The 18,451-nt window shown below is 63.7% G+C and carries 27 protein-coding genes; 18 read left to right on the top strand and 9 right to left on the bottom strand.

The annotated features are described in order from the left end of the window. Positions 1-205 precede the first annotated feature (205 nt). A complete protein-coding gene (locus NUW87_RS02750) occupies positions 206-841 on the bottom strand; it encodes a DUF1707 SHOCT-like domain-containing protein (RefSeq protein WP_239217608.1) in 636 nt (211 codons plus the stop codon). 82 nt (positions 842-923) lie between these two features. On the opposite strand from NUW87_RS02750, the gene NUW87_RS02745 reads away from it, so the two are divergent. Genes NUW87_RS02745 through NUW87_RS02735 form a run of 3 tightly spaced genes read left to right on the top strand, consistent with a single transcriptional unit; the run spans position 924 to position 2,700 of the window. After that, positions 924-1,526, top strand: coding sequence for a hypothetical protein (locus NUW87_RS02745; protein ID WP_269027127.1), 603 nt, complete (start codon positions 924-926; stop codon positions 1,524-1,526). Then, complete coding sequence (locus NUW87_RS02740; RefSeq protein ID WP_269027126.1) at positions 1,523-2,020, top strand: hypothetical protein; 498 nt, start codon at positions 1,523-1,525, stop codon at positions 2,018-2,020. Before NUW87_RS02745 ends, NUW87_RS02740 begins: the two co-directional genes overlap by 4 nt. A gap of 26 nt (positions 2,021-2,046) precedes the next feature. Then, complete coding sequence (locus tag NUW87_RS02735) at positions 2,047-2,700, top strand: hypothetical protein (RefSeq protein WP_269027125.1); 654 nt, start codon at positions 2,047-2,049, stop codon at positions 2,698-2,700. On the opposite strand, the gene NUW87_RS02730 is transcribed toward NUW87_RS02735, so the two are convergent. Then, positions 2,631-3,785, bottom strand: coding sequence for a hypothetical protein (locus tag NUW87_RS02730; protein WP_269027124.1), 1,155 nt, complete (start codon positions 3,783-3,785; stop codon positions 2,631-2,633). The genes NUW87_RS02735 and NUW87_RS02730 overlap by 70 nt on opposite strands. Positions 3,786-3,803: 18 nt before the next feature. Next, positions 3,804-3,971: a hypothetical protein gene (locus NUW87_RS02725; protein ID WP_269027123.1), complete on the bottom strand. Its 168-nt coding sequence runs from the start codon at positions 3,969-3,971 to the stop codon at positions 3,804-3,806. A 225-nt stretch (positions 3,972-4,196) separates the two neighbouring features. Between NUW87_RS02725 and rpsL the strand changes: the two genes are divergently transcribed. The 5 genes from rpsL to NUW87_RS02700 all read left to right on the top strand — a co-directional run bounded on the left by rpsL (position 4,197) and on the right by NUW87_RS02700 (position 9,655). After that, entirely contained in the window at positions 4,197-4,568 is a 372-nt protein-coding gene (gene rpsL / locus NUW87_RS02720) for a 30S ribosomal protein S12 (RefSeq protein ID WP_034997208.1), read from the top strand. Between the two features lie 3 nt (positions 4,569-4,571). Beyond that, a complete protein-coding gene (gene rpsG / locus NUW87_RS02715) occupies positions 4,572-5,039 on the top strand; it encodes a 30S ribosomal protein S7 (protein WP_070475014.1) in 468 nt (155 codons plus the stop codon). A gap of 202 nt (positions 5,040-5,241) precedes the next feature. Continuing rightward, complete coding sequence (gene fusA, locus NUW87_RS02710; protein ID WP_239217613.1) at positions 5,242-7,362, top strand: elongation factor G; 2,121 nt, start codon at positions 5,242-5,244, stop codon at positions 7,360-7,362. Between the two features lie 334 nt (positions 7,363-7,696). Further along, on the top strand, positions 7,697-8,887 hold the full coding sequence (gene tuf / locus NUW87_RS02705) for an elongation factor Tu (RefSeq protein WP_239217614.1): 1,191 nt from the start codon (positions 7,697-7,699) through the stop codon (positions 8,885-8,887). An 87-nt stretch (positions 8,888-8,974) separates the two neighbouring features. Next, on the top strand, positions 8,975-9,655 hold the full coding sequence (locus NUW87_RS02700; protein WP_269027122.1) for a hypothetical protein: 681 nt from the start codon (positions 8,975-8,977) through the stop codon (positions 9,653-9,655). Here the strand turns inward: NUW87_RS02700 and NUW87_RS02695 are convergent. The 6 genes from NUW87_RS02695 to NUW87_RS02670 are packed head-to-tail and all read right to left on the bottom strand — an operon-like array spanning position 9,652 to position 12,962. After that, entirely contained in the window at positions 9,652-10,212 is a 561-nt protein-coding gene (locus NUW87_RS02695; RefSeq protein WP_239217616.1) for a hypothetical protein, read from the bottom strand. The genes NUW87_RS02700 and NUW87_RS02695 overlap by 4 nt on opposite strands. Further along, complete coding sequence (locus NUW87_RS02690) at positions 10,209-10,889, bottom strand: hypothetical protein (RefSeq protein WP_269027121.1); 681 nt, start codon at positions 10,887-10,889, stop codon at positions 10,209-10,211. The genes NUW87_RS02695 and NUW87_RS02690 overlap by 4 nt, the downstream gene beginning before the upstream one ends. Next, complete coding sequence (locus NUW87_RS02685; RefSeq protein WP_269027120.1) at positions 10,873-11,853, bottom strand: Asp23/Gls24 family envelope stress response protein; 981 nt, start codon at positions 11,851-11,853, stop codon at positions 10,873-10,875. The genes NUW87_RS02690 and NUW87_RS02685 overlap by 17 nt, the downstream gene beginning before the upstream one ends. Beyond that, positions 11,853-12,053: a hypothetical protein gene (locus tag NUW87_RS02680; RefSeq protein WP_034997223.1), complete on the bottom strand. Its 201-nt coding sequence runs from the start codon at positions 12,051-12,053 to the stop codon at positions 11,853-11,855. The genes NUW87_RS02685 and NUW87_RS02680 overlap by 1 nt, the downstream gene beginning before the upstream one ends. A 42-nt stretch (positions 12,054-12,095) precedes the next feature. After that, on the bottom strand, positions 12,096-12,398 hold the full coding sequence (locus tag NUW87_RS02675) for a hypothetical protein (RefSeq protein ID WP_269027119.1): 303 nt from the start codon (positions 12,396-12,398) through the stop codon (positions 12,096-12,098). A gap of 3 nt (positions 12,399-12,401) precedes the next feature. Further along, positions 12,402-12,962 carry an Asp23/Gls24 family envelope stress response protein gene (locus NUW87_RS02670; RefSeq protein WP_269027118.1) on the bottom strand — a complete coding sequence of 187 codons (561 nt, stop codon included), beginning with the start codon at positions 12,960-12,962 and terminating at the stop codon, positions 12,402-12,404. 588 nt (positions 12,963-13,550) lie between these two features. Here NUW87_RS02670 and rpsJ point away from each other — a divergent pair. Genes rpsJ through rpmC form a run of 10 tightly spaced genes read left to right on the top strand, consistent with a single transcriptional unit; the run spans position 13,551 to position 18,450 of the window. Continuing rightward, a complete protein-coding gene (gene rpsJ / locus NUW87_RS02665) occupies positions 13,551-13,856 on the top strand; it encodes a 30S ribosomal protein S10 (RefSeq protein WP_034997227.1) in 306 nt (101 codons plus the stop codon). A 36-nt stretch (positions 13,857-13,892) separates the two neighbouring features. Then, the gene (rplC, locus tag NUW87_RS02660) at positions 13,893-14,549 is read left to right on the top strand and encodes a 50S ribosomal protein L3 (protein ID WP_239217621.1); all 657 of its coding nucleotides are present in this window, start codon (positions 13,893-13,895) and stop codon (positions 14,547-14,549) included. Further along, positions 14,546-15,211, top strand: coding sequence for a 50S ribosomal protein L4 (gene rplD, locus NUW87_RS02655; RefSeq protein WP_269027117.1), 666 nt, complete (start codon positions 14,546-14,548; stop codon positions 15,209-15,211). Before rplC ends, rplD begins: the two co-directional genes overlap by 4 nt. After that, positions 15,212-15,517, top strand: a complete 306-nt coding sequence (rplW, locus tag NUW87_RS02650; protein WP_034997232.1) for a 50S ribosomal protein L23 — start codon at positions 15,212-15,214, stop codon at positions 15,515-15,517. Positions 15,518-15,559: 42 nt separating this feature from the next. Further along, positions 15,560-16,393, top strand: a complete 834-nt coding sequence (gene rplB, locus NUW87_RS02645) for a 50S ribosomal protein L2 (RefSeq protein ID WP_034997234.1) — start codon at positions 15,560-15,562, stop codon at positions 16,391-16,393. A gap of 16 nt (positions 16,394-16,409) precedes the next feature. Further along, positions 16,410-16,685 (top strand): 30S ribosomal protein S19, encoded by a 276-nt coding sequence (rpsS, locus tag NUW87_RS02640; protein WP_070363102.1) that lies wholly within the window; start codon positions 16,410-16,412, stop codon positions 16,683-16,685. Positions 16,686-16,688: 3 nt separating this feature from the next. After that, positions 16,689-17,048: a 50S ribosomal protein L22 gene (gene rplV / locus NUW87_RS02635; RefSeq protein ID WP_070475001.1), complete on the top strand. Its 360-nt coding sequence runs from the start codon at positions 16,689-16,691 to the stop codon at positions 17,046-17,048. Further along, a complete protein-coding gene (gene rpsC, locus NUW87_RS02630) occupies positions 17,048-17,791 on the top strand; it encodes a 30S ribosomal protein S3 (RefSeq protein ID WP_034997239.1) in 744 nt (247 codons plus the stop codon). Before rplV ends, rpsC begins: the two co-directional genes overlap by 1 nt. A gap of 3 nt (positions 17,792-17,794) precedes the next feature. Further along, positions 17,795-18,211 (top strand): 50S ribosomal protein L16, encoded by a 417-nt coding sequence (gene rplP, locus NUW87_RS02625; RefSeq protein WP_034997241.1) that lies wholly within the window; start codon positions 17,795-17,797, stop codon positions 18,209-18,211. Then, positions 18,211-18,450, top strand: coding sequence for a 50S ribosomal protein L29 (gene rpmC / locus NUW87_RS02620; RefSeq protein WP_034997243.1), 240 nt, complete (start codon positions 18,211-18,213; stop codon positions 18,448-18,450). The genes rplP and rpmC overlap by 1 nt, the downstream gene beginning before the upstream one ends. Position 18,451: the final 1 nt, after the last annotated feature.

Raw genomic sequence — 18,451 nt, 5'->3', positions numbered from 1 at the left:
CATCGGCGCAATGCCCGCCGACGACCAGGCGCTTGCCGCCGCCGTCCACACCATCGTTGCCCAGGAAGTCCCGCACCTCGACGGGGGATATGTGACCGACGAGCTACGCGGTGCAATCGCTTAACGACGCCACCAAAGGCCGCATCCGCGACCTGATCCGCCGCGCCGCCGGCGACGCTGCCGGGGAGTGACGCAAGAAAGCGCCTTACTTCACGTGGGCGCCGCGGGCCGCGCGGACGATTCCCACGCCGCCCATCAGGGCAAGGCCGCGCACGCGGACCACCGGGGCGTCGGCAGGCAACTCCGCGGCGAAGACGGCGCAGGAGTCGTGGTCCTCCACACCAAAACCGCCCATGATGCCAACGCCGTCGTCCACGACGCGGACATCGTCGGGCACGATGATCTCGATGCCGCCCATCAGTGCAAGGGCGTTGATTACCGTCTCCTGGGCTGCAAAGCGCGCCTCCCGCAGATCCAGCGAGTTGCCGCCCATGAGCGCGACCGTGGTGTGCATCGGCGCGACGAGCCATTGTCCGGTGCGTTCGGCGCCGCCCATGAGTGACAGGGAGAACGCGGAGCCGTTGCGCTCGCCGGTGACCACTGCGCGGGAGCTGGCGTTGGTCGTGGCGGGGGTGGGGCGGTTCGGGCTCTCGACAGGGGAGAGGTCTTCTACCAGGGCGGGAAGTTCGTCCGAGTACGTGGCCGCGTACAGGGCGCGGGAGCGGTCATCGAATTCGGTCAGGGAAATTTGACCGTCGGTAAATGCGGCTTGGAGGTGTTTTGCTGCTTTTTCGCGCTCCGAGTCGGACGCGCGTTTGCGGGGTGGAGTAGGGGTGTCCATGTCTATGACAGTAGTCACCGAAGGTCGATGTCGAGGGGCAAATAACGCGCAAAAATGCGCGTATTCTGCTTAGATTCCACGTGTGAGCGAAAAGTCGGCGAAAAGCCAGCGCATGCGGGGGCTGGCAAAGTCGGTCGCGGCGGACTTCCGCACGAGAACCAACGCGACCATCGTGGGGTTGCTCGCGCTTGCCGGCGTGACCGGGATGGCCGGCGGATTCGAGGAGGCGGAGCCGGAAGAGGTTGTCTCCGCCAGCGAGGTGACGGACCCGGTTGCGCAGCCGGAAGAGCTAGAGATTGCGCCGCTGACAATTCAGGTGCAGCGCACTTACGTCCTCGACGGCGCGCGGGTGGTGCACATGCGGCTGACCAATACCGCGGAGCGACCCATCTACGCTATGCAGTGGCACCAGGCGTTTAACCTGGAGGATTCCACGGCAGATACACAGCCGAAGTTCCAGAAGACCGACGCACGGCTCACCGGCGACGACAACCTCGAGAGCATCCCACTGCCGAGCAACCAGGTGCTCAACCCGGGTGTACCGCAGGACATCGCGCTGGTGTTCAGCGGCGATGGCGTTGGCGACACGCTCGCAGTGTGGTCGATGGAGTACCGCAAGTCGTTCCTAGACGGCGATTCCACCTGGTTTGTCAACGAGCGCGTAGCGGAGGTGGAGCTGCGATGAAGTTCAGGCGTGTGTGGACCACAGCCGCGGCGTTGGCGCTGCTGGTGCTGGGCATGCAGATCCGCGACGTGCTGCCCAACGCCGCAGACCGCGCCGCCGAAAGCTTCGACTACGACAATTCCGCCCCTGCCATCGGTGCGGTGGAGGACGTGCGAGCCACCGTTGCGGAGACTTTCAACGGCGCCGTCTCCAACGCCAAGTGGGTGGTGGTGGACTACCAGTTCACCCAGGACCAGGAGATGCTCATCGGCGCGGAGATAGAGGCAGCCGGCGGCCACCTGTATGCACCGGAGAACTCCGCGAGCAGCGCGTGCGAGCTGACCTACCCGGGCTTACACAGCCCCTGCACCCTGGTGTTTGAGATGCCGGAGGAAGAGATCGTAGGCGCCACGTTGTACTTCTACGTGGCAAACCGGATGGGCCCGCGCGTAGTTGTGCAGCTGCCTGAGGCGCAGCAAGAGCGCGACGTGGCCCGGGAGGCGGTGTGGCTGTGAGGAAGCTTTGGTGGTTAGGCGCGCCCGTGGCTGCCGGGCTGATGCTGGCGGCGTCGTCCCAGCCGTATTTCAGCCTGGTCAGGCCGTGGACGTGGTCGCAGGAGCAGGTGATCGAGGCGGGATCTCCGGGCAGCATCGACCTACCGATCGCGGACTTCGACGGAGCGAGGCACCACGCCGACATTGAAGTGCTCGGCTTCCAGTCGGTGGAGGACGAAAGCCAAATCGGCCTGCACGCCCCGGAAGGCTTCACCATCTGGGCGGTGCTGACACAGTGGAATGCTCCAGAAGAGTCAGTGCTGGAGGGCTGCCACATGTGGGTGACCGGCTCAGACGGCAAGGAATACCTGCGCAAAGACAAGCTGTTCGGCACGCCCATCGACGACTTCAGTGCCATGCACGCCTGCACCCCGCCAGGGGAGGCCGGCCCGGTGGTTCGGGTGGACGAGATCGGCTTCACCGAGATGCATCTCGAGCCGGGAGATCCGCGTCCGGGGCAGTGGCGCAAGGTCACGCCACTCGCGCTCCCGGACGGGGTGCAGCCGGAAAAGCTGCACATCGGGTGGGATGTTCCCCATTACGCAACGGTGGAGCTGCCGGAGCCGAAGGTTTACGTGGACGCGCCGGCGGATTCCTCGTCTGCCGGGGCTTCCGGGTCTGCCGGGGCTTCCGGCGAGTAGCTGTGGCGCAGGAAGAAATCCAGACCTGAGGCGATCAGGCACACCACGACCAGAAGGTACACCGCCCGCGCCACGACGAGCAGGTAGTTGAGGGCCTGTTCCGCGACCATCTTGCTGTCCACGGGGCCGATCAGCGCGCGCCCTAGCTCTACCACGCCGAGCTCCACGCTGGTGGCGAGCATGAACACGATGCAAAAGATCGTCATCGGCACCAGCCCCGCTCGCGCAAGCGTGCGCAGCCCCTTCAGTGTCGCCTTAATCGGCCCGGCCACGGGCTTGATTGCCTCGTCGAGAGCGTGCTTGGCTTCGTTGTGGGCGGCGGTCTGCATGCGCTTGCGAATGCTTATCGACGACCCCTTCGGCACCTCCTCGCCCTGTTCAGCCTCCGCTTCCGTTGCTTCGGCCTTCTTGGCGGCGAGCGTGGTGCCAAAGACCACGGCGCCGAGCGTCAGCCACGCAATCGGGATGGTCACCAGCTGGTTCAACGCTGGCAGCTGGGCGGTGAACCACGCCCACGCGTCGCCGAGGACGCCGGAATGTTCGGCCACGTCGGTTTTTAGGCCTTCGTAGGCTTGGTGCGCGGGCGCGAGACTGCGGCGGGACAGTGCCCAGTCCTGCACGGCGCTTAAGCGGTTGGTCAAAAACACGGACACCGTGGTCATCCACAGCACTTCCAGGTAGGCCGCCAGGTAGCTCAACCCGAGGCCTTTTTCCGCCAGGGCGAAGTAGCCGATGATTTTGCGCAGCAGGATCGTGCCGACGATCAGGCCGATCAGGGCGGCGGTGTCGTCGATAAATGCGCGCGAGAAGTCCGCCTCGAAGCCTTGATCGAAGTACTCGTCGTAGGTGGTGGCGCGCCTGAAGGCGGCGAGGTCCTCTTTAAGCAGGCCGTGAGTGGAATACACGGTGAGAAAGGAGATGAGCATGCCTCCGGCGGAAAGCAGCCGCACCCGGGACGAGCCGTCTTTGCGGTCCGGGAACGTCGCCGCGAGGAAGGGTAGCGAGGGGCGCAGAAGCCACAGTGAGAAAATGATGGACAGCATCACCATCAGCGGCGCGAGCGGCATGACCAAGCTGGCGGCCAAGCTGCTGAAAGCGGACAGTCACACCGCGAGCCAGATCACGGCCTGGCGTCCGGCAAGCCCGAGGCAGATGACGGTGACCAGCTGGGGCAGATGCCGAAAAAGCAAGCTCACCGCGCGTATTGGAATCACCGCGGACTCGACTGCCACGTCACGCAGCGACCGGGAGACACCCGTCCAAGGAGTCATATCGGCAGTGTAACCGGAGGATCGTCTGCACGCAGTTTGCTTTGCTGCGAACTTTCGGTGTATTTTTGACGAGGTTTCGCCCGTACCATGCGGTGCGAAGTACTACGAACTCCGAGCGACTCGTTCACACGGTAGTTCATGCAATCGGCAGGGCCCCGAAGAAGAGCCCCCATTTTTGCATGTATGGCCGGGTGTGGGCGGGAAGCGCTAACAGAAAGAGCGTGAATGCCTACTATTCAGCAGCTGGTCCGCAAGGGCCGCCACGATAAGTCCACCAAGGTGGCAACCGCTGCGCTGAAGGGTTCCCCGCAGCGCCGCGGTGTGTGCACCCGCGTGTACACCACCACTCCGAAGAAGCCGAACTCTGCTCTGCGTAAGGTCGCCCGTGTGCGTCTGACCTCCGGCATTGAGGTTTCCGCATACATCCCGGGCGAGGGTCACAACCTGCAGGAGCACTCCATGGTGCTCGTGCGCGGCGGTCGTGTGAAGGACCTGCCGGGTGTGCGCTACAAGATTGTCCGCGGCGCTCTGGATACCCAGGGTGTGAAGGACCGCAAGCAGGCTCGCTCCCGTTACGGCGCAAAGAAGGGACAGTAATCAATGCGTAAGCAGCAAGCACCGAAGCGTCCCGTCGTTAAGGATCCGGTTTACAACTCCGAGCTGGTCACCATGCTCGTGAACAAGATCCTGCGGGACGGCAAGAAGTCCACCGCAGAGCGCATCGTCTACGGCGCTCTCGAGCAGTGCCGCGAGAAGACCGGCACCGACCCGGTTGGCACCCTGGAAAAGGCAATCGGCAACATCCGCCCGGACCTCGAGGTTCGTTCCCGCCGTGTCGGTGGCGCGACCTACCAGGTGCCGGTGGACGTCAAGCCGGCCCGCTCCACCACCCTCGCCCTGCGTTGGCTGGTCACCTTCACCCGCCAGCGTCGCGAGAACTCCATGATGGAGCGCCTCGCCAACGAGATCCTGGATGCTTCCAACGGTCTCGGCGCCTCCGTGAAGCGCCGCGAGGACACCCACAAGATGGCCGAGGCCAACCGCGCCTTCGCCCACTACCGCTGGTAATCGCTGGAGCAAGGCGACGCATGGACACCCGGAAACTGCATACCCGCTTCCACGTGGAGCGAGCTGGTGCGTTTCCGGGTTTTTCCAGCTGAGTCGAACCTCACGCTGCCACTTCCGCGATGAAGTGGCAGAATTGACCAAGGACAACTGACCGACATAGGCGCCGACAGGCGTCGACGACTTCAAAGTTGGGGTATTTAACGTGGCACAAGAAGTGCTTAAGGATCTGAACAAGGTCCGCAACATCGGCATCATGGCCCACATTGACGCCGGTAAGACCACCACTACCGAGCGCATCCTCTTCTACACGGGTCTCAACCGCAAGGTTGGCGAGACCCACGACGGTGGCGCCACCACTGACTGGATGGAGCAGGAGAAGGAGCGCGGCATCACCATTACGTCCGCCGCTGTTACCTGCTTCTGGAACAACAACCAGATCAACATCATCGACACCCCGGGTCACGTGGACTTCACCGTTGAGGTGGAGCGCTCCCTGCGCGTGCTCGACGGCGCTGTTGCCGTGTTCGACGGCAAGGAAGGTGTGGAGCCGCAGTCCGAGCAGGTGTGGCGACAGGCCGCCAAGTACGACGTCCCGCGTATCTGCTTCGTCAACAAGATGGACAAGCTGGGCGCTGACTTCTACTACACCGTCGGCACCATCGTCGACCGCCTCGGCGCGAAGCCGTTGGTCATGCAGCTCCCGATCGGCGCTGAGGACAACTTCGACGGCGTTGTCGACCTCATCGACATGAAGGCCCTCTTGTGGCCGGGCAAGGTCGAGACCGGCACCCCGCCGCAGATCGAGGAGATCCCGGAGGATCTCAAGGAGAAGGCTGAGGAGTACCGCGAGAAGCTGCTCGAGACCGTCGCTGAGTCCGACGAGGAGCTCATGGAGAAGTACTTCGGTGGCGAGGAGCTGACGAAGGAAGAGATCCAGGCAGCCATCCGCAAGATGACCATCGCCTCCGAGATCTACCCAGTGTTCTGCGGCACCGCATACCGCAACAAGGGCATCGAGCCGATCCTCGACGCTGTCGTCGCCTACCTGCCGAGCCCGATCGACATCGGCGAGGTGCACGGCACCTCCGTCAACGGCGAAGAGGACCTGACCCGTAAGCCGTCCGTCGAGGAGCCGTTCTCCGCTCTGGCGTTCAAGATCGCCGTTCACCCGTTCTTCGGCAAGCTCACCTACGTGCGCGTCTACTCCGGCCAGGCAATCCCGGGCGAGCAGATGCTCAACTCCACGAAGTCCAAGAAGGAGCGCGTGGGCAAACTCTTCCAGATGCACGCGAACAAGGAGAACCCGGTCGATCACGCTGACGCCGGCAACATCTACGCGTTCATCGGTCTGAAGGAAACCACCACGGGCGACACCCTGTGCAACCCGGACCACCCGATCATCCTCGAGTCCATGGACTTCCCGGATCCGGTGATCCAGGTGGCCATCGAGCCGAAGACCAAGGCTGACCAGGAGAAGCTGGGTACCGCTATCCAGAAGCTTGCCGAGGAGGACCCGACCTTCACCGTCCAGCTGGACGAGGAGACCGGCCAGACCGTCATCGGCGGCATGGGCGAGCTGCACCTCGACGTGCTGGTGGACCGCATGAAGCGCGAGTTCAAGGTCGAGGCGAACATCGGCTCCCCGCAGGTTGCGTACCGCGAGACCATCCGCAAGAAGGTCGAGTCCCTGGACTACACCCACAAGAAGCAGACCGGTGGTTCCGGCCAGTTCGCGAAGGTCATCGTCACCATCGAGCCGTACTCCCCGGACCCGGAGGAGCTGGAAGAGGGCGAGTCCACTTCCTACAAGTTCGAGAACGCCGTCACCGGTGGCCGCGTGCCGAAGGAGTACATCCCGTCCGTCGACGCTGGTATCCAGGACGCGATGCAGTACGGCTTCCTCGCCGGCTACCCGCTGGTGAACATCAAGGCCACCCTCGAGGACGGCGCGTACCACGACGTCGACTCCTCGGAGATGGCGTTCAAGCTCGCTGGTTCCCAGGTGCTGAAGGAAGCTGTCGCTAAGGCGAAGCCGGTCCTGCTCGAGCCGGTCATGGCCGTCGAGGTTGTGACCCCGGAGGAGTACATGGGCACCGTCAACGGTGACATCAGCTCCCGCCGTGGCCAGGTCTTCGCAATGGAGGACCGCTCCGGTGCGAAGGTTGTCAAGGCAAAGGTGCCGCTGTCCGAGATGTTCGGCTACATCGGCGACCTGCGTTCCTCCACCGCTGGCCGCGCGAACTTCACCATGGTGTTCGACTCCTACGCTGAGGTTCCGCAGTCCGTGGCTCAGGAGATTATCGACGAGCGCAACGGCAACTAAATAGTCGCCGCCCTCCCTTCTCAACGGGCCGTACCGCGTGCCAGCGGTGCGGGTCTACCCCGCGGGATAGGGAGAATGGAGGGCAGCGGCCGCGCTGAGATACCGCAAGAACCGACAAGGTGAGCGGTGTCTGAGCCGGCCGTTACCCTCTAGGTCGATCCGGGGGAAACGGCAAGGCCGGTTTGAAAAACGGCCGCTGGAAACCTAGGATCTTGTAACTGGCACATTGTGAAATGGCTCCCGTATCCGTGCCCTGCGCTGGGCGCGGGCCGGGGCGTATGTAAACCACGTGGCTGCGAAGGTCGTAGTCACCATGAAGTCCAGGAGGACAACAGTGGCAAAGGAAAAGTTCGAGCGCTCTAAGCCGCACGTGAACATCGGCACCATCGGTCACGTCGACCACGGCAAGACCACCACCACCGCCGCTATCACCAAGGTGCTGGCTGATGCTTACCCGGAGGAGAACAAGGCCTTCGACTACGCGATGATCGATAAGGCTCCGGAGGAGCGCGAGCGCGGCATCACCATCAACATCTCCCACGTGGAGTACAACACCCCGAAGCGCCACTACGCTCACGTTGACGCCCCGGGCCACGCCGACTACATCAAGAACATGATTACCGGCGCTGCTCAGATGGATGGCGCAATCCTCGTGGTTGCTGCTACCGACGGCCCGATGCCGCAGACCCGCGAGCACGTGCTGCTGGCTCGCCAGGTTGGCGTTCCGTACATCCTCGTTGCACTGAACAAGTGCGACATGGTCGACGACGAAGAGATCATCGAGCTCGTCGAGATGGAGGTCCGCGAGCTGCTGGCTGAGCAGGAGTACGACGAGGAAGCTCCGATCGTTCACATCTCCGCTCTGAAGGCTCTCGAGGGCGAGGAGAAGTGGGTTCAGTCCGTCGTTGACCTCATGCAGGCTTGCGACGACTCCATTCCGGATCCGGAGCGCGAGACCGACAAGCCGTTCCTGATGCCGGTCGAGGACATCTTCACCATTTCCGGCCGCGGCACCGTGGTTACCGGTCGTGTGGAGCGTGGCGTGCTCAACCTCAACGACGACGTCGAGATCATCGGTATCCGCGACAAGGCCACCAAGACCACCGTCACCTCCATCGAGATGTTCAACAAGCTTCTCGACACCGCTGAGGCTGGCGACAACGCAGCTCTGCTGCTCCGCGGTCTGAAGCGTGAGGACGTCGAGCGCGGCCAGGTCGTCATCGCACCGGGCGCTTACACCCCGCACAGCAAGTTCGAGGGTTCCGTCTACGTCCTGTCCAAGGACGAGGGCGGCCGCCACACCCCGTTCTTCGACAACTACCGTCCGCAGTTCTACTTCCGCACCACCGACGTGACCGGTGTTGTGAAGCTGCCGGAGGGCACCGAGATGGTCATGCCGGGCGACAACGTCGAGATGTCCGTCGAGCTGATCCAGCCGGTCGCTATGGACGAGGGCCTGCGCTTCGCTATCCGCGAGGGCTCCCGCACCGTCGGCGCTGGCCGCGTCACCAAGATCCTGGACTAATTCCAGCTTCTGGTGTAACCAGCTGACGTAAAAAGCCGCCTTCCCCGCTGGGGAGGGCGGCTTTTCGCATGCGTTAGGCTCATCAGTGTGCACGACCCGACCCGTATTCCACGTCTGACCGAGGCGCTGCAGCGCGCCTGGGAGGGCCAGCCGGACCTCACCCTCGCCCAACTAATCGGGATCCTGGAGAACAGCGGCCTGGGCTGGGGCACAACAGACGAGGAAGCCGTCGAGTTGCTCACCGCGATGGAGCGCGAGCACCCCTCGCTTATCGACGCCACCTCCGGCCCCCATGCCATCACCACCGTCAACCCGCCCCATCTAGTCACAATCACAAACAGATATGTGGTGGTGCGAAACGGCGCCGACCCCGAGCGCATGCCGGCAGTGTGGCGCATGGGCGGGATGCGCAAGGCGGGTCCCAGCCTACCGCTGGTTATCGCTGACGCTGACGGGGTGGAACACCGCCTGGGGATCGTGTCTTTGTTAACGCGGCTGGAGGGGGCACCGAAGGCGTCGATAAGCATGGCCCGCGAGGAGGTGGGCAACAGGCGATGGCTAGTTCTTTTCGACGATGGCGCGCGGGCCGTGGTCGGGCAACGCATTCGTACCTGGAGGATGGAAAGACGCAGCGTGGTGAGTGAACGTATCGCCTGGAGCGAAATTGCGCGCTGCGAACCTGGCGCGGAGATGGAAATAGCCCCAGCGGGCGGCGGGAAGCCGCGCACGCTGGGGCTGGTCAAGCTCGTGCTTGAACTAGAGCGTTAGGCGGTAATCCGGTCCAGGTGGAGCTTCCACACCGTGTCGATTTCCATGGTGTGGCTGGCTTCGCGGAAATCCTGGTCCGCGCCCTCAATGACGCGCACGACGTCATCGAACGGGTACTCTGGGTTGGCGAAGACGGTAAACGTCGCGGTGGGGCGCTTGCCCACCATCGCCACCTTGGAGGTAGCACGACGGATCTCGCCTGCGTGCTCCAGGGAAGTGCAGGCCGCCTCAGACACGCGCTGGACGTTGATAATGGTCTCGCCGTGCTCCGGGTCAGCCGGCAGGATGCCGCGGTTCGAAAACGCGCGGGACCGGATATTTGCCAGCAGGATCCACAGGCCCAGGATCGCTGAAATGACAGCGCCAATGATCAGGGCGGTGACGTAGAAGTCCTGGTAGCCCAGGTCGATCAGTCGGGTGCGGTCGAGGAAGTCGGCCGCGTCGACCAGGTACGGGATCTGCCAGTACTCGGCGATCGGGAAGAGCCCGGCGAGAATCAGCAGCAGGCCAAGCAGGAAAACTGCCAGGCGGTTAAAGAAGCTGAGCGTCTTAGTCATCGCGATACCTCCGGGGTCGTCTCGGCCGAAGCGGATCCGGCTGCCTGCTGAGGCGCGTTAGCGCGCTGCGCGGAGACCTGTTGCGTGGCCGGGCTGGGCAGCAACTTCACGGACACCGCCGGCGGCGTCTTGAGCACACGGAACTCGTCATTCAGCGCACGAGTGATGCGTTCCTGCATCGCCGGGCCGGAGCCATCCTCGACCACCTGTACCTTCACGGACTTCCGGTTCGCCTTCGTGCTCACCTGCTCGCCGCCGAGGTCGCCACGGGTGGTGAACGTCGTCTTGCGGGCGATGTCCACCGGGCGGGTCCAAATGGAGGCGGGCGAGTTCACGCGCACGTGCCCGTGCGGGCGCGGTTTGAACGAGAAGAACAGCAGGATCAAACCTACGAGCACAAGGAGGATGCCCACCACGACCGCGGTGACATCCGCCGCGAAGGAACCGAGGAAATCCCAGGTGCGGCCGAGCCAGGAGTCTGACGGGGCCTCATCGCCGTAGAAGTGGTACCACAGGTCGCGTGCAGCCACACCAGCCAGCGAGAGCAAAAGCAGGCTGATCAGCACCGCAAACCAGCGCGATGCCGGGTTGCCCAGCGGCTCGTCGCCCGGGTGCGGGCCGACAGCTGCGTTAGCGGGCGCTTCGTTGGTGGGCGCGGTGTTAGCGGGAGCGGTCATAGTACTTCACCACCGGTTCAATCGTGATCTGCTTCAGCGGCTTCGGTGCTGGTGCCTTGGGCACAATCACCGGCCGCGGCGCGGGCGCGGAAGAGAACGGGGCGCGCGGCGCCGGCTCCACCACGATGGGTTTGAGCGGCGGGCGGTTGACCGTGATCTCCTTCAGCGGTGCGCGGTTCGGCATAGGGACATCGCGGGGCTGTGCGAAGCGCTTGATGTCCACAGGCTTAAGCGCCTGCAGCGGAGGCAGCTGCGGGTGACGGGGGATAACCCCGTTCGCCTGCGGCGCCCACGGGCGGATCGGCTCGGGCGGGAACGGCACGCGCGCTTCCGTCTGCGAGGTGTGGACGGCAGCGAGGCGCTGCGGCTCCGGTACCTCGGGGGAGAACGTGCGCACCGGCTCCGGGGCTGCAACGCTTGCCGCGTGCACCGGTTCCGGCTGCTCGGGGTGCTCCACCTCGATTGGGGCGGGGACAACGACGTCGCGCATGTCGTCGACGAGCGAGCGCGCCTTGACCGGCGCGAGCTGCTGGAGCGGTTTCGTCGTGGGGTGTTCCACGTGGGTCGGGGAGACCTCGATGGGGGTCGGGATCACGAAAGCCTCGTGTTCCGCCACCTGGTCCCAGGTCACGCGGCCGGTGTCGGGGAGAGTTTCCACATTGGCCACGGTGACCTTCACGCGGGAGACGTCAAGGCCCACCAGCGTGCGAATGTGCGCGATGATGGTCGCGCGCACTGCGTCGGTGATGGCAGCAACCGGGGCGGGGTAGGAGGTGGCAATTTCGGTGTCCACCGCCACTGTGCCCGTCGCCTGGTCCAACCGGGCGTTGATCCGCGGAAAGCTTCGCCCCGCGAGCCCGGCCAACTTTGCGTCGATAGTCCGGCAACCCGGAACCGCCGCAGCTGCCACCTCAGCGACGCGCTCGATGGTGCGCTCACTGACGTGGTAGAAGGAATTATCCATTAGCTTCGGCCTCTGCCGGTGCCGTTACTCAGGGCCGCGGACAGATCCAGACGGCCGTCGAGCTGGGCCCCGACAACCCCGCCGATGATTGTGAACAGCAGCAGCCAGAGCAGGCCCGGCCAACCGCCGAAGGTGACAAAGAAGGCGACCACAACACCAATAAGAATGCCGGTGAGCGCCTTGTTAGCAAAAAGATTCATAATAAAACCACGTTTCGGGTTATGAGGTTGGGGCGGGCATCGCTACTGCGCGTCGCCTGCGACAACGTCCACGAACTCCGCGTCGGATGCACCGAGCACAGCCGCGCGGACATCCTCGGCTACGTCCTGCACCTTGCGGCCGGACGCGACGTCGAAGACGAAGTGGACTTCAAATCCGGTTCGGCCGTCCCGCGAAATGGCCTTCAGACCTTCAATGCGGACGTTGGGCAAGTAGGTCGCAACCTCGCCGACACGGCCGCCGTGCAATGCGGCGACCCCGTCGACGGCGACGGCGGCATCGCGGACGCCCTCCGCAACCTCGCGGCTAACGGGGGTGTACGCCATGGCTTACTGGTTGATCGGCTGGTTGACGGCCTGGTAGTTGGCGTTGGAGTTGGTCTCTTCGTACTGCTCAGCGCCCTCCTGCTCCGGCAGGTGCACGTCGTGCACGGTGACGTCGACGCGGTCCACGATCAGGCCGGTCATGCGGGTGATGGCGACGGTGACGTTCTCGCGGATAGCGTTTGCGAGCTCGTGGATAGCAACGCCGTACTCGGCGATGATGGCAACCGCGACGGAAGCGTGGCCGTCCTCGACCGCGACGTTGACGCCCTGCTGGACGTTGGTGGAGGAGGTCAGGGACTCGCGCACAGCGCCCCACATGCGGGCTGCGCCGCCGCCGAGGTTGTTCACGCCGGAGACCTCACGGGCAGCGATGCCTGCGATCTTGCCCACAACGTTGTCGTCGATGACGGTGGAGCCGTGCTCGGTCTCCAGGTTCTCGTTGCGCGGGCGAACCTGCTCCGGCTCCACGGCGGTGGAGGTGGAAGCCGGGGTGTTTGCGTCGGTCTTCGATGCAGCAGTGTTCGTGGTGTTTGCAGAGGTCTCGGTGGTGTTCTTGTCGGCCATGACGGTCCTTTCGTGCTGTAAATACTGTGAATCCGCGCGTCCTTAATTGCGAAGCGCACGGCCTAGAAACAAAGGGTACACACATATTTCAGGTACAGCCGGGCCAAAAAGAAGGTGATACCAAGTTGAAATAATCGGGACTGACCGAAGGTTCGTCGAGAAGCGGGCTTGTGCTTCCTGCAACCTTGTGGTTTAATACCCGGGTTGCCTTGACATGGGCCGGAGCAAACCGGCCGGTGGCCAGGCAAACATGACACCTTCCAACCGGAAGAACCGGAGAAGGGCCATGGCAAATTCACAGCGGCAGTACGCAAGGGTCGCGCGCCCTTCCGAGTCTGACACCCAGGCATGTGCTTATAGACGGTCACGCCTTGGCGGAAGCACTGAAACAGCATGAATTTGCTCGGTCACCTTCCGGACGTGTCACGACAGTCAGAAACGACACTGGCGTTGAGCCATGGGCCCAGCCCGGACAACGTTATAGAGAAACTAGAAGCTACAAACCCCACCGCTTCGCCCGTTTCTCACTCCGTTCGAAACGAGCGGGAGAGAGAAGGACGAACGTGGGGATGCGAGGAAGAGGTAAGCGTGGCGGGACAGAAGATCCGCATCAGGCTCAAGGCTTACGACCACGAGGCGATCGACGCATCCGCGAAGAAGATCGTTGAGACGGTCACCCGCACGGGTGCCCGCGTCGTTGGCCCGGTGCCGTTGCCCACCCAGAAGAACGTGTACGCCGTTATTCGTTCTCCCCACAAGTACAAGGATTCTCGCGAGCACTTCGAGATGCGCACTCACAAGCGCCTCATCGACATTCTCGACCCGACGCCCAAGACGGTGGACGCGCTCATGCGCATCGACCTGCCGGCAAGCGTCGACGTGAACATCCAGTAGAGCAATCCCCAACGCAAGTAGTGGAGAACTAACAACATGTCTGAGAACCAGATCAAGGGCATTCTGGGCAAGAAGCTCGGCATGACCCAGATCTTCGACGAAGACAACCGAGTTATCCCGGTTACCGTCGTCGAAGCTGGGCCGTGCGTGGTCACCCAGATCCGTACCCCTGAGACCGATGGCTACTCTGCCATCCAGATCGCCTACGGCGACATCGATCCCCGTAAGGCAAAGAAGCCGCAGGCCGGCCACTTCAAGAAGGCCGGCGTGAACCCGCGCCGTTTCGTCACCGAGATCCGCATGGATGACACCTCGGGCTACGAACTCGGCCAGGAATTCAACGCAACCATCTTCGAGGGCGACGCCTACGTTGACGTCGCCGGCACCACCAAGGGCCACGGCTACGCCGGCGCTATGAAGCGCCACGGCTTCGCCGGCCAGGGTGCCGCACACGGTAACCAGGCTGCGCACCGCCGCGTGGGCTCCATCGGCGCCTGCGCAACCCCGGGCCGCGTGTTCAAGGGCACGCGCATGGCAGGCCGTATGGGCGGTAACCGCGTTACCACCCAGAACCTGAAGATCCAACGCATCGACGGCGACAACAACCTCATCCTGATCAAGGGCGCCATCCCGGGCGCTAAGGGTTCCGTTGTTACCGTCAAGACCGCAGTGAAGGGCGGTGCTCACGCATGACGAACCTGACGCTTGACGTCCACACCGCTGACGGAGCCACCAAGGGCTCTGTCGATCTCCCGGCCGAGTTCTTCGACCGCGAGGCATCCGTGGCGCTGATGCACCAGGTTGTGAACGCACAGCTTGCTGCCGCACGCCAGGGCACCCACGCGACGAAGACTCGCGGCATGGTCTCCGGCGGCGGCAAGAAGCCGTTCCGCCAGAAGGGCACCGGCCGCGCACGCCAGGGTTCCATCCGTGCTCCGCACTACACCGGCGGTGGCACCGTGCACGGTCCGCAGCCGCGTTCCTACGCGCAGCGCACCCCGAAGAAGATGATCAAGGCTGCCCTCGCAGGCGCTTTGACCAACCGCGCACAGAACGAGCGCATCCACATCGTGGAGGACCTGGTTCCGGGCCAGACCCCGTCGACCAAGTCCGCCCGCGCTTTCATCGAGCGCCTCACGGACCGCAAGTCGGTTCTGCTGGTGATCGGCCGTGATGACCAGAACTCCCGTCTTTCCGCAAGGAACCTGCCGGGCGTTCACGTCATTGAGCCGGCTCAGCTGAACGCATACGACGTGCTCAACGCTGACGACGTTGTGTTCTCGGTCGAGGCGCTGCACACCTTCGTCAACCGCGGCAAGGAGCTCGCTACCGCCGCTGCGGAGGAGGAGAAGTAAATGGCTAAGATCGCGAACCCGCGCGACATCATCATCGCGCCCGTGCTCTCCGAGAAGAGCTACGGCCTGATGGAGCAGAACACCTACACGTTCTTCGTCGCTCCGTCGGCCAACAAGACCCAGATCAAGATTGCCGTGGAGCAGATCTTCGGCGTCGACGTCGCTTCGGTGAACACCGTCAACCGTGAGGGCAAGCGCAAGCGTTCCCGCACCGGCTACGGCCAGCGCAAGGACACCAAGCGCGCCTACGTCACGCTCCGCGAGGGCAGCGACTCCATCGACATCTTCGGAGGTGCGACGGCCTAACGGCTATCGCACAGCGAAGAGGACGATAGAAAAGGAACCATTATGGCTATTCGTAAGTACAAGCCGACAACTCCGGGTCGCCGTGCCAGCTCCGTTTCCGCGTTCGACGAGATCACTCGCTCGACCCCGGAAAAGTCGCTGCTGCGCCCGCTCCCGAAGAAGGGTGGCCGTAACTCCCACGGCCACATCACCACCCGTCACCGCGGCGGCGGCCACAAGCGCCGCTGGCGCGTGATCGATTTCCGCCGCTCCGACAAGGACGGCGTGCTGGCAAAGGTCGCTCACATCGAGTACGACCCGAACCGCACCGCAAACATTGCGCTGCTGCACTACTTCGACGGCGAAAAGCGCTACATCATCGCGCCGAAGGGCCTGACCCAGGGCACGATCGTCGAGGCTGGTCCGAACGCCGACATCAAGGTCGGCAACAACCTGCCGCTGCGCAACATCCCGACCGGTACGACCATCCACGCAGTGGAGCTCAAGCCGGGCGCTGGTGCGAAGCTCGCCCGCTCTGCAGGCGCTTCCATCCAGCTGCTGGGTAAGGAAGGCAACTACGCAGTCCTGCGTATGCCGTCTTCCGAGATCCGCCGCGTGGACATCCGCTGCCGCGCCACCATCGGTGAGGTCGGCAACGCCGACCAGATCAACATCCGCTGGGGCAAGGCCGGCCGTATGCGCTGGAAGGGCTGGCGCCCGACCGTGCGTGGTGTCGTTATGAACCCGGTCGACCACCCGCACGGTGGTGGCGAGGGCAAGACCTCGGGTGGCCGCCACCCGGTGTCGCCGTGGGGCCAGAAGGAAGGCCGCACCCGCAACCCGAACCGTTATTCCAACAACATGATCGTGCGGCGTCGCCGCTCGAAGAAGCGCTAAGAGGAGGTAAACAGACATGCCACGTAGCCTGAAGAAAGGCCCGTTCGTCGATGAGCACCTCCTCAACAAGGTGGACGCTCAGAACGATGCTGGTACCAAGCAGGTCATCAAGACCTGGTCGCGCCGCTCGACCATTCTCCCCGATTTCATCGGTCACACCTTCGCCGTCCACGACGGCCGTAAGCACGTGCCGGTGTTCGTCGACGAGTCCATGGTCGGCCACAAGCTCGGCGAGTTTGCACCGACCAAGACCTTCAAGGGTCACGTCAAGGAACAGAAGGGACGTCGATAAGCAATGGCTGACACCATCACCACTGCATCCGCGACGGCCAAGTTTGTCCGCGTCTCGCCGATGAAGGCCCGCCGCGTGCTGGCTCTCGTCCGCGGTAAGGACGTTGCCGAGGCCCTCGCGATCCTGAAGTACGCACCGCAGGGTGCTGCCAAGGACGTTGCGAAGGTTGTTGCCTCCGCAGCAGCCAACGCTGAGAACAACTTCGGCCTGGACCCGCGCACGCTCGTCATCTCCGAGTGCTACGCAAACGAGGGTCCGACGATGCGCCGCTACCAGCCGCGCGCTCAGGGCCGCGCCTTCCAGATCCGGAAGCGCACCTCCCACATCACCGTTGTTGTCGAGTCCAAGGAAGGGGCCAAGTAATGGGCCAGAAGATTCACCCGCACGGCCTGCGCCTGGGTATCACTTCCGACTGGAAGTCCCACTGGTACGCCGACAAGAACTACGCCGACTACGTTGCGGAGGACATCAAGGTCCGCGAGTGGCTTGAGAAGAACCTCGAGCGCGCCGGCATCTCCGACATCGTCATCGAGCGCACCCGCGACCGCGTGCGTGTGGACATCCACACCGCTCGTCCGGGCATCGTCATCGGCCGCCGCGGCGCCGAGGCCGACCGCATCCGCCGTGAGCTGGAGAAGCTCACCGGCAAGATGGTCGCGCTGAACATCATCGAGGTCAAGAACATCGATGCCGACGCAACCCTGGTTGCGCAGTCCATCGCCGAGCAGCTGGTCAACCGTGTCGCGTTCCGTCGCGCCATGCGTAAGGCCATCCAGTCCGCGATGCGCAACCCGCAGGTCAAGGGCATCAAGGTTATGACGTCCGGCCGCCTCGGCGGCGCGGAAATGTCCCGTGTCGAGCGTTACCACGAGGGTCGCGTTCCGCTGCACACCCTGCGTGCGGAGATCGACTACGGCACGGCAGAAGCACACACCACCTTCGGCGTCATCGGCGTCAAGGTGTGGATCTACAAGGGCGACGTCGTGGGCGGTGTCCGCGAGTCCGAGCTGAACGCCCCGAAGAACGAGCGCGGTGGCCGAGGCGACCGTCGCCCGCGTCGCGGTGGCCAGCGTCGCCAGCGTGCAGAGCAGAAGAAGGAGGGCTAATTCATGCTCATCCCTAAGCGCGTGAAGTACCGCCGTCAGCACCGCCCGAACCGCTCGGGTGTGTCCAAGGGCGGCAACACCATCACCTTCGGCGACTACGGCCTGCAGGCACTCGAGCCGGCGTACATCACCAACCGCCAGATCGAGTCCGCACGTATCGCCATCAACCGCCACGTCAAGCGTGGCGGCAAGGTGTGGATCAACATCTTCCCGGACCGTCCGTTGACCCAGAAGCCGCTCGGCGTGCGTATGGGTTCCGGTAAGGGCCCGGTAGAGAAGTGGGTGGCCAACGTTAAGCCTGGCCGCATCCTCTTCGAAATGTCCTACCCGAACGAGGAGACTGCAATTGAGGCTCTGCGCCGCGCTGGCGCGAAGCTTCCGTGCAAGGTCCGCGTGATCAAGAAGGAGGACCAGTTCTAATGGCAACCGGTACCCCCGCATCTGAATTCCGTGAGCTGAGCGATGACGAGCTGCGCACCCGCCTGAGCGAGGCGAAGGAAGAGCTGTTCAACCTGCGCTTCCAGCTTGCTACCGGCCAGCTCACCAACAACCGCCGCATCTCCACCGTGAAGCGCGACATCGCTCGCATCTACACGGTGCTGCGCGAGCGCGAGCTCGGCCTGTCCGTCGTCCCGGAGTCCACGGGAGCTGAGGCATAAC

The organism is Corynebacterium pilbarense (assembly GCF_026930265.1).
In the GTDB taxonomy this organism is placed as follows: Bacteria; Actinomycetota; Actinomycetes; order Mycobacteriales; family Mycobacteriaceae; genus Corynebacterium; species Corynebacterium pilbarense.
This window is presented reverse-complemented; position numbering and strand designations above follow the sequence as displayed.

Bases quoted from the DNA above. Each gene is read 5' to 3' on its own strand.
- NUW87_RS02750 (WP_239217608.1), bottom strand. From the start codon at position 841: ATGGACACCCCTACTCCACCCCGCAAACGCGCGTCCGACTCGGAGCGC.
- NUW87_RS02740 (WP_269027126.1), top strand. From the start codon at position 1,523: ATGAAGTTCAGGCGTGTGTGGACCACAGCCGCGGCGTTGGCGCTGCTG.
- NUW87_RS02725 (WP_269027123.1), bottom strand. From the start codon at position 3,971: ATGACTCCTTGGACGGGTGTCTCCCGGTCGCTGCGTGACGTGGCAGTC.
- rpsL (WP_034997208.1), top strand. From the start codon at position 4,197: ATGCCTACTATTCAGCAGCTGGTCCGCAAGGGCCGCCACGATAAGTCC.
- rpsG (WP_070475014.1), top strand. From the start codon at position 4,572: ATGCGTAAGCAGCAAGCACCGAAGCGTCCCGTCGTTAAGGATCCGGTT.
- NUW87_RS02695 (WP_239217616.1), bottom strand. From the start codon at position 10,212: ATGACTAAGACGCTCAGCTTCTTTAACCGCCTGGCAGTTTTCCTGCTT.
- NUW87_RS02690 (WP_269027121.1), bottom strand. From the start codon at position 10,889: ATGACCGCTCCCGCTAACACCGCGCCCACCAACGAAGCGCCCGCTAAC.
- NUW87_RS02685 (WP_269027120.1), bottom strand. From the start codon at position 11,853: ATGGATAATTCCTTCTACCACGTCAGTGAGCGCACCATCGAGCGCGTC.
- NUW87_RS02680 (WP_034997223.1), bottom strand. From the start codon at position 12,053: ATGAATCTTTTTGCTAACAAGGCGCTCACCGGCATTCTTATTGGTGTT.
- NUW87_RS02675 (WP_269027119.1), bottom strand. From the start codon at position 12,398: ATGGCGTACACCCCCGTTAGCCGCGAGGTTGCGGAGGGCGTCCGCGAT.
- NUW87_RS02670 (WP_269027118.1), bottom strand. From the start codon at position 12,962: ATGGCCGACAAGAACACCACCGAGACCTCTGCAAACACCACGAACACT.
- rplC (WP_239217621.1), top strand. From the start codon at position 13,893: ATGTCTGAGAACCAGATCAAGGGCATTCTGGGCAAGAAGCTCGGCATG.
- rplD (WP_269027117.1), top strand. From the start codon at position 14,546: ATGACGAACCTGACGCTTGACGTCCACACCGCTGACGGAGCCACCAAG.
- rplW (WP_034997232.1), top strand. From the start codon at position 15,212: ATGGCTAAGATCGCGAACCCGCGCGACATCATCATCGCGCCCGTGCTC.
- rplB (WP_034997234.1), top strand. From the start codon at position 15,560: ATGGCTATTCGTAAGTACAAGCCGACAACTCCGGGTCGCCGTGCCAGC.
- rpsS (WP_070363102.1), top strand. From the start codon at position 16,410: ATGCCACGTAGCCTGAAGAAAGGCCCGTTCGTCGATGAGCACCTCCTC.
- rplV (WP_070475001.1), top strand. From the start codon at position 16,689: ATGGCTGACACCATCACCACTGCATCCGCGACGGCCAAGTTTGTCCGC.
- rpsC (WP_034997239.1), top strand. From the start codon at position 17,048: ATGGGCCAGAAGATTCACCCGCACGGCCTGCGCCTGGGTATCACTTCC.
- rplP (WP_034997241.1), top strand. From the start codon at position 17,795: ATGCTCATCCCTAAGCGCGTGAAGTACCGCCGTCAGCACCGCCCGAAC.
- rpmC (WP_034997243.1), top strand. From the start codon at position 18,211: ATGGCAACCGGTACCCCCGCATCTGAATTCCGTGAGCTGAGCGATGAC.